Source organism: Arthrobacter sp. 9MFCol3.1 (assembly GCF_000620385.1).
Classification (GTDB): Bacteria; Actinomycetota; Actinomycetes; order Actinomycetales; family Micrococcaceae; genus Arthrobacter.
This window is the reverse complement of sequence record NZ_KK211131.1, coordinates 65,043-71,603: the sequence shown is the minus strand read 5'-3', so window position 1 is coordinate 71,603 and position 6,561 is coordinate 65,043. Positions and strand designations below refer to the sequence as shown.

General features: G+C 70.4%; 6 protein-coding genes. 1 reads left to right on the top strand and 5 read right to left on the bottom strand.

Annotated elements, in window-relative coordinates; translation table 11 throughout:
* The 4 genes from C560_RS23655 to C560_RS0117725 form a co-directional block, all read right to left on the bottom strand.
* Positions 1-264 (bottom strand): hypothetical protein (locus C560_RS23655; protein ID WP_026539201.1); only part of this gene is annotated, 264 nt, incomplete at its 3' end.
* A gap of 192 nt (positions 265-456) precedes the next feature.
* Complete coding sequence (locus tag C560_RS0117735) at positions 457-906, bottom strand: RrF2 family transcriptional regulator (RefSeq protein WP_018774250.1); 450 nt, start codon at positions 904-906, stop codon at positions 457-459.
* A gap of 20 nt (positions 907-926) precedes the next feature.
* The gene (locus tag C560_RS0117730; protein ID WP_018774249.1) at positions 927-1,412 is read right to left on the bottom strand and encodes a hypothetical protein; all 486 of its coding nucleotides are present in this window, start codon (positions 1,410-1,412) and stop codon (positions 927-929) included.
* A gap of 2 nt (positions 1,413-1,414) precedes the next feature.
* Positions 1,415-2,833 carry a phosphomannomutase/phosphoglucomutase gene (locus C560_RS0117725; RefSeq protein ID WP_026539200.1) on the bottom strand — a complete coding sequence of 473 codons (1,419 nt, stop codon included), beginning with the start codon at positions 2,831-2,833 and terminating at the stop codon, positions 1,415-1,417.
* Positions 2,834-2,957: 124 nt separating this feature from the next.
* Between C560_RS0117725 and C560_RS0117720 the strand changes: the two genes are divergently transcribed.
* Complete coding sequence (locus C560_RS0117720) at positions 2,958-5,138, top strand: RecQ family ATP-dependent DNA helicase (RefSeq protein ID WP_026539199.1); 2,181 nt, start codon at positions 2,958-2,960, stop codon at positions 5,136-5,138.
* On the opposite strand, the gene C560_RS0117715 is transcribed toward C560_RS0117720, so the two are convergent.
* Positions 5,083-6,552, bottom strand: a complete 1,470-nt coding sequence (locus C560_RS0117715; protein WP_043423443.1) for an MFS transporter — start codon at positions 6,550-6,552, stop codon at positions 5,083-5,085. The two genes, C560_RS0117720 and C560_RS0117715, sit on opposite strands and share 56 nt — an antisense overlap.
* Positions 6,553-6,561 lie beyond the last annotated feature (9 nt).

The following is a 6,561-nucleotide window of genomic DNA, read 5'->3' as shown; positions in this document are numbered from 1 at the left end:
GCGCAGGATCGCGCGGGTCAGGGTTTGCCCGGCCGGGGCTGGCGGGAACTGGAACCGGAGCACCGCCGTGGCATCCGGTGAGCCGTAGACCGCGAGCGAGCCGCTGGTGCCGAAGTCCGTGGTGGGCGCCGACGAGGACGTGTAGGTATCCGCCGCACTCTCCACCGCCAGCACCGTCGGCACCGCAAGGGCGGTGGGGGCCGTGATGAACGTGAGCAGGAGCGCCGCGGCGCCGACAGAGCTAAACCAGCGGATACTTTTCATCAGCGGCCCTTCGACTGGCCGGAAAGACGAAAAATACCGGCTTGGTGACGTTCCCTAGGGGTACTTTGTCATTCCATGCCTGCTTGACGTCAATGGGCAGGCTCGCCAGGACGGGCATTTGGACGCCAAACCAAAGGTTTTCCCCAGATTGGGCCGGATTCCCGCAGGGCGCGGCCCGGACTGCCGGGCCGCTCAGAGCCCCGGGCGCAGCCCGATCGCCGCAAAAACGGGCGCCATCTGCCGGGAGGTCGGCAGCGACGCGATCACGATCCCGTCGAGTTCGCCATAAAAGGCTTCCCGGGCCCGGGCCAGCGCGGCCCGGAGCCGGCATTCGGTGATTAGCGGGCACGTACCGCCAGTAGCGATGCAGTCGGCCGGGTCCAGGCGCGTGTCGAGTTGCCGCAGCAGCTGGCCGACCGTTGCGGTCCGGCCGGCGCTGCTCAGCCGGGATCCGCCGTTGCGGCCGCGTTCGACGTCGATCAGGCCCAGTGCGCGCAGTTTCGCCATCGCCTTGCTGACGTGGTTGTACGGCGTGCCGACGGCGTCGGCGATGCTCTGGGTGGTCAGGAGGCCGCCGTCCGGAGCGGCCGCCAGCACCAGCAAAGCGCGCAGGCTCACATCGGCGAACGCATTGATCTTCATATCCCCAGCCTTAGGGCGGTCTAGTCCACCCAGACGGCGGGCTCGTTGGTGTCGGCGGCCAGCTGGCCGAACTCGAGTTCGTGCGTCCCGGCGTTCGCTGCGTAGGGCAGCACGGCGGCGAACAGGGAGCCGTCCTGGTGCTCTGCCGCGACGTGGATGGCGTCCGAGTCTTCCTCGAGCAGCGTGATGTCGCAGACGACGGCGGCGGCCCGGAATTCCTCCCGGTGCTGCCGGAGCAGCTCATGCAGGTCCCGGATCATGGCGTCCGCGTCGAAGTCGGCGTCCGATCCGTCGCTCGCGTCCGCAGGTGTCACGGCCACCAGCCGGACTTCGCCGTCGTTCTGCACCACCAGGGCGAAGGGCAGGAAGCCGCCGTTGCGCTCCAGCTGCTCCTGCGCGGCGCCGACGCCGGTGCCGAGCAGGTTCTCCAGGTCCGTGGCGCTGGCGTCCGGCACGGACTCGCGCCAGGATCCGGTGTTGGCGGATTCTTCCGGGTGGGCTGCCACGGCTAGCCCCGGACCAGCGCCAGGACGCGGTCGCGGACGCGTTCCATGGTGGCGGTGTCCGTGGCTTCGACGTTGAGGCGCAGGAACGGTTCGGTGTTGGACGGGCGCAGGTTGAACCAGTAGCTGCCGTCGGTGGCGATGAAGGTGCTGCCGTCGAGGTAGTCGACCTCGACGTCCTCGTCGTGGAAGTCCTTCCGGACCCGCTCGACGGCGGCGGCCTTGTCCTCGATTTCCGAGTTGATCTCGCCGGATGACCGGTACGGCTCGTATTCGCGGCCGAGCTCGGAGAGCGGGCCCTCCTGTTCGCCCAGGGCAGCCAGGACGTGCATGGCGGCCAGCATGCCGGTGTCCGCATTCCAGAAGTCGCGGAAGTAGAAGTGGGCCGAGTGCTCCCCGCCGAAGATGGCCCCTTCCGCGGCCATGACGGCCTTGATGAAGGAGTGCCCGACGCGGGTGCGGACGGGCCGGCCGCCGTGGCGTTCGACGAGTTCGGGAACCGCGCGGGAGGTCAGCAGGTTGTGGATGACGGTGGGGGTGTCTTCGCCGAGGCCCTGGGCGCGGGCGATTTCGCGGCGGGCCACCATGCCGGTGATGGCCGACGGCGAGACGGGCTCGCCCTTTTCGTCGATCACGAAGCAGCGGTCGGCGTCGCCGTCGAAGGCCAGCCCGATGTCCGCGCCGTGTTCGATCACGGCGGCCTGCAGGTCGCGCAGGTTTTCCGGCTCCAGCGGGTTGGCCGGGTGGTTCGGGAAGGACCCGTCGAGCTCGAAGTACAGCGGCACGATCTCCAGGGGAAGCTTGGGCAGCAGGGCATCGCCAAGCACGGCCGGGGTGGTGAGGCCGGCCATGCCGTTGCCGGCATCCACCACAACCTTCAGCGGCCGCGAACCGCGCAGGTCCACCAGGCTGCGAAGGTACTCCGCGTAGCCCTTGAGGACGTCCTGCACGCCAATCAGGCCAGTGCTGCCGGCCGCGGGGATAACGCCGGCGTTGAGGTACTCCTCGGCGCGGGCCTGGATTTCCATGAGCCCGGTTTCGGAAGAGATCGGCACGGCGCCGGCCTTGGCCATCTTGATGCCGTTGTATTCGGCCGGGTTGTGGCTCGCAGTGAACGTGGCGCCGGCGGCGTTGAGGGCCCCGCACGCGTAGTAGAGCTCGTCGGTGGAGATCAGGTCCAGCAGCTGGACGTTGGCGCCGCGGGTGGCTGCGCCGCTGGCGAAGGCTTTGGCGAACTCGGGGGAGGAGGGGCGCATGTCCCCGCCCACCAGCACGGTCTGCCCGGTGAGTTCCAGGACGTCGACGAAGGCGGCACCGACGGCTTCGACGATCTCCGCGGTGATGGATTGCCCCACGATTCCGCGCACATCGTAGGCCTTGAACGAGGTCGAGAGGTCAAAAGTCTTTGTCTTGTCCGTAGTCACGCGTCTTATCTTACGTTGCGGCCCTGACGCGCCGGCCTGTCCCCGCCCTTGTCTACACGCCTGGATTGTGCACATAGCGGGAACCGGCTTCATGGCTGTCGGAGGGGGCTGGGATACTGAAGCAATGGCCAGTAACCAGAACGCCCTTTACAGCACCGCCCCAGCCGGCACCACATCCTCGACCCGGGAACAGGCCCAGAATGTACTGCGGGAACTCGTGGGCCATCCTGAAGCCGAGTTCCATGACGGCCAGTTCGAGGCCATTGAGGCCCTGGTCGACGGCGGCAGGCGGGCCCTGGTGGTGCAACGCACCGGCTGGGGGAAGTCGGCCGTGTACTTCGTCGCCTCCCTGCTGCTGCGCCGCCGCGGCGCCGGGCCCACCCTGATCGTGTCCCCGCTCCTGGCCCTCATGCGGGACCAGGTCGCCGCCGCGGCACGGGCCGGGGTGCGGGCGGTGGCGATCAACTCCGCGAACCAGCTGGACTGGGACACCGTCCGCGAGCAGCTCGCCGCCGACGAAGTGGACGTCCTGCTGGTCTCGCCGGAACGCCTCACCAACCCGTCCTTCCGGGAAAACCAGCTCCCCGAGCTCGTGCGCCGGACCGGGCTGCTGGTGATTGACGAGGCCCACTGCATCTCGGACTGGGGCCACGACTTCCGGCCCGACTACCGGCGCATCGCTGACCTCATCACACAGCTCCCGGACACCGTCCCGGTGCTCGCCACCACCGCCACGGCCAATTCCCGGGTGGTGCACGACATCGAGGAACAGCTCGGCAAGGACGTGCTCACCATCCGGGGCGCCCTGGGCCGGGACTCGCTCCGGCTCGGTGTCCTGACCCTGCCCGATTCCCGCGAACGGCTAGGCTGGCTGCTGACCCACCTGCAGGATCTGCAGGGCAGCGGCATCATCTACACGCTCACAGTCTCGGCCGCCGAGGACACCGCACGCCTGCTGGCCGAGGCGGGGCACGAGGTGCTCGCCTACACCGGCCGCACGGACCCCGCAGACCGGGAACGCGCCGAGCAGCTCCTGAAGGACAACCAGGTCAAGGCGCTCGTGGCCACCTCGGCCCTCGGCATGGGCTTCGACAAGCCGGACCTCGGCTTCGTGGTGCACCTTGGCGCGCCCTCGTCCCCGGTGGCGTACTACCAGCAGGTGGGCCGCGCCGGGCGTGGCGCGGCGAACGCCGACGTGCTGCTGCTGCCGGGTTCCGAGGACCGCGACATCTGGCAGTATTTCGCCACCGCATCCATGCCGTCCGAGGAGAAGGCCGCCGCAGTCCTGACCGCCCTCGCCGAGGCAGGCACGGCGGTGTCCACAGTGGCGCTCGAGGCCCGGGTGGACCTGCGCCGCACCCCGCTGGAGCTGCTGCTGAAGGTCCTGGCGGTGGACGGCGCCGTCGAACGCGTCGGCGGCGGCTGGCGCTCCACGGGACAGCCGTGGAACTACGACGCCGAGCGGTACGGCCGGATCGCCGAGGCGCGGGTGGATGAACAGGACTCGATGGTCATCTACCAGGACACGGCCGGCTGCCGGATGGAATACATCACCTCGGTACTGGACGATGAAACAGCCCGCGCCTGCGGCCGCTGCGACAACTGCGCTGGCCGCTGGTTCCGGGCCGATATCGCCGAGGACGCCACGGAGACCGCCGGGCAGACGCTGCGCCGGGCCGGCGTCGTCCTGGAACCGCGGCTGCAGTGGCCCAGCGGCATGGACCGCCTGGGCGTGCCGGTCAAGGGCAAGATCAAGCCGGATGAGGCCCTCGCCGACGGCCGGGTGCTGGCGCGCCTGACGGACCTAGGCTGGGGCGGTGCCCTGCGGGAGGCCTTCGCCGCTGGCGCGCCCGACCGGCCCGTGGACCCCGGCATGCTGCAGGCCTGCGTCCAGGTGCTCCGGGAGTGGGGCACGGGAGACGCCCGCACCCCGGGCTGGAGCGAGGCCGGCCGGCCTGCCGCGATCATCAGCCTGCCCTCCCGCGGGAAGCCGTTGCTGGTGGATTCCCTGGCCCGCGGGATCTCCGAGATCGGCCGCATCCCGTATCTGGGCCAGCTGCAGCTCAGCCACGGCGGGCCCACCGGCGGCCGCGGCGGGAACAGCGCGTACCGGCTCGCCGGCGTCTGGGAGCGCCTGGTGGTGGGGCCGGAACTGGAGGAGGCCCTGGCCGGAATCCGTGGCCAGAGCGTCATGCTCGTGGACGACCTCGTGGACAGCCGCTGGACCCTGACTGTCTCCGGACGGGCCCTCAGGCTCGCGGGCGCCGGCGCCGTTCTGCCCCTGGTGCTGGGCCAGGCCGGCTGACCTCCGCGCCGGCGTTGCGGGGGAGGGCCAGGCTGTCCAGGGTGCTCAGGAGCATCAGGACGGCGATGGCCAGGAACGCCGCCCGGTACGGTGCCGCCGGATCCCCGGCAACCCCGGTGGATGCTGCCTCACTGCCGGCCTCGAAAACCCGCAGCAGGAGCGCCCCGACCGCGATCCCGGCCGCAGTGGCGAGCTGCACGAGCGTCGCGGAGACGGCGTTGGCGGACGGCAGCTGTGCCGGGACGACGTCGGCGTACTGGACGGACGCGTAGGCCGAGAACCCGATCGAACGGAACGCCCCGCTGGCCACCAGCACGGCGACAATCAGCGGCTCCGGCGTGCCGGCGTCGAGCAGCGCGCACAGCGCAAAGGTGGCTGCGGAGGCCAGCGACGCGAACACCAGGACGGGTTTGAACCCGAAGCGCCGGATCAGGGGCGTCGTGGCGGGCTTGATCCCGATGTTCCCCACGAACACGGCCGACACCATCGCCCCGGCCTGCAGCGGGTCCCAGCCGAAACCGGCCTGGAACATCAGCGGCAGCAGGAACGGCACCGCGCTGATGGTCAGGCGGTACACGAAGCCTCCCGTCGCCGTCGCACGGAACGTCCGCGCGCCGAAGACGGACAGGTTGAACAGCGGCGTGCTGGTCCGCCGCATCCAGGCCGCGGCGGCGGCCAGGAACAGCAGGCCCGCCCCGATGCCGGCGGCCGCCAGCAGCCCGGCGTCCCGGCCGCCGATCAGTTCCATGCCAACCAGCAGGGAGCCCACCCCGAGCGTTGTCAGGACCAGACCGAGCCAGTCGAGGCGCCGCGTGCTGTCCCCGCCCACTGCGGGGACCAGGCGCAGCGCGGCCAGGAAGGCCGCCAGGCCCAGGGGGAGGTTGACCAGGAAGATCCAGTGCCAGGACAGGTAGGTCGTCAGCGCCCCGCCCACCAGCGGGGCGAGGACCGGGGCCAGCAGCCCGGGCCACACCAGGAAAGCCGTCGCCCGCAGCAGGTCCTTCTTCGGGGTGCCGCGGAGCACCACCAGCGTGCCCACCGGGACCATCATGGCGCCGCCGGCACCCTGCAGGACACGGCTCAGGGTCAGCATGGTCAGGTCCTGGCTGAGCGCGCACAACAGGGACGCCGCCGTGAAGATGGCGATGGCGAGACAGAACACCCGGCGGGCACCGAGCCGCTCCGCGAGCCAGCTGCTGAGCGGGATGCCCATCGCCACCGTCATCAGGTAGGCCGTCATGGTGATGTTCACGTCGGCCGGCGGCACCGAGAAATCGGCGGCGATACTGGGTATGGCCGTGGTCAGGACGGTCCCGTCGAGGAATTCCATGAAGAACGTCGCGGCCACCAGCAGGGCCAGGCGCGGGCTCCAGCCAACCCCGGCCGGGTCCGCTCCGCGCGGGGAAGCCTTCATGCGCGCGTC

Coding starts and splice junctions, on each gene's coding strand:
- C560_RS0117735 (WP_018774250.1), bottom strand. CDS start 906: ATGAAGATCAATGCGTTCGCCGATGTGAGCCTGCGCGCTTTGCTGGTG.
- C560_RS0117720 (WP_026539199.1), top strand. CDS start 2,958: ATGGCCAGTAACCAGAACGCCCTTTACAGCACCGCCCCAGCCGGCACC.
- C560_RS0117715 (WP_043423443.1), bottom strand. CDS start 6,552: ATGAAGGCTTCCCCGCGCGGAGCGGACCCGGCCGGGGTTGGCTGGAGC.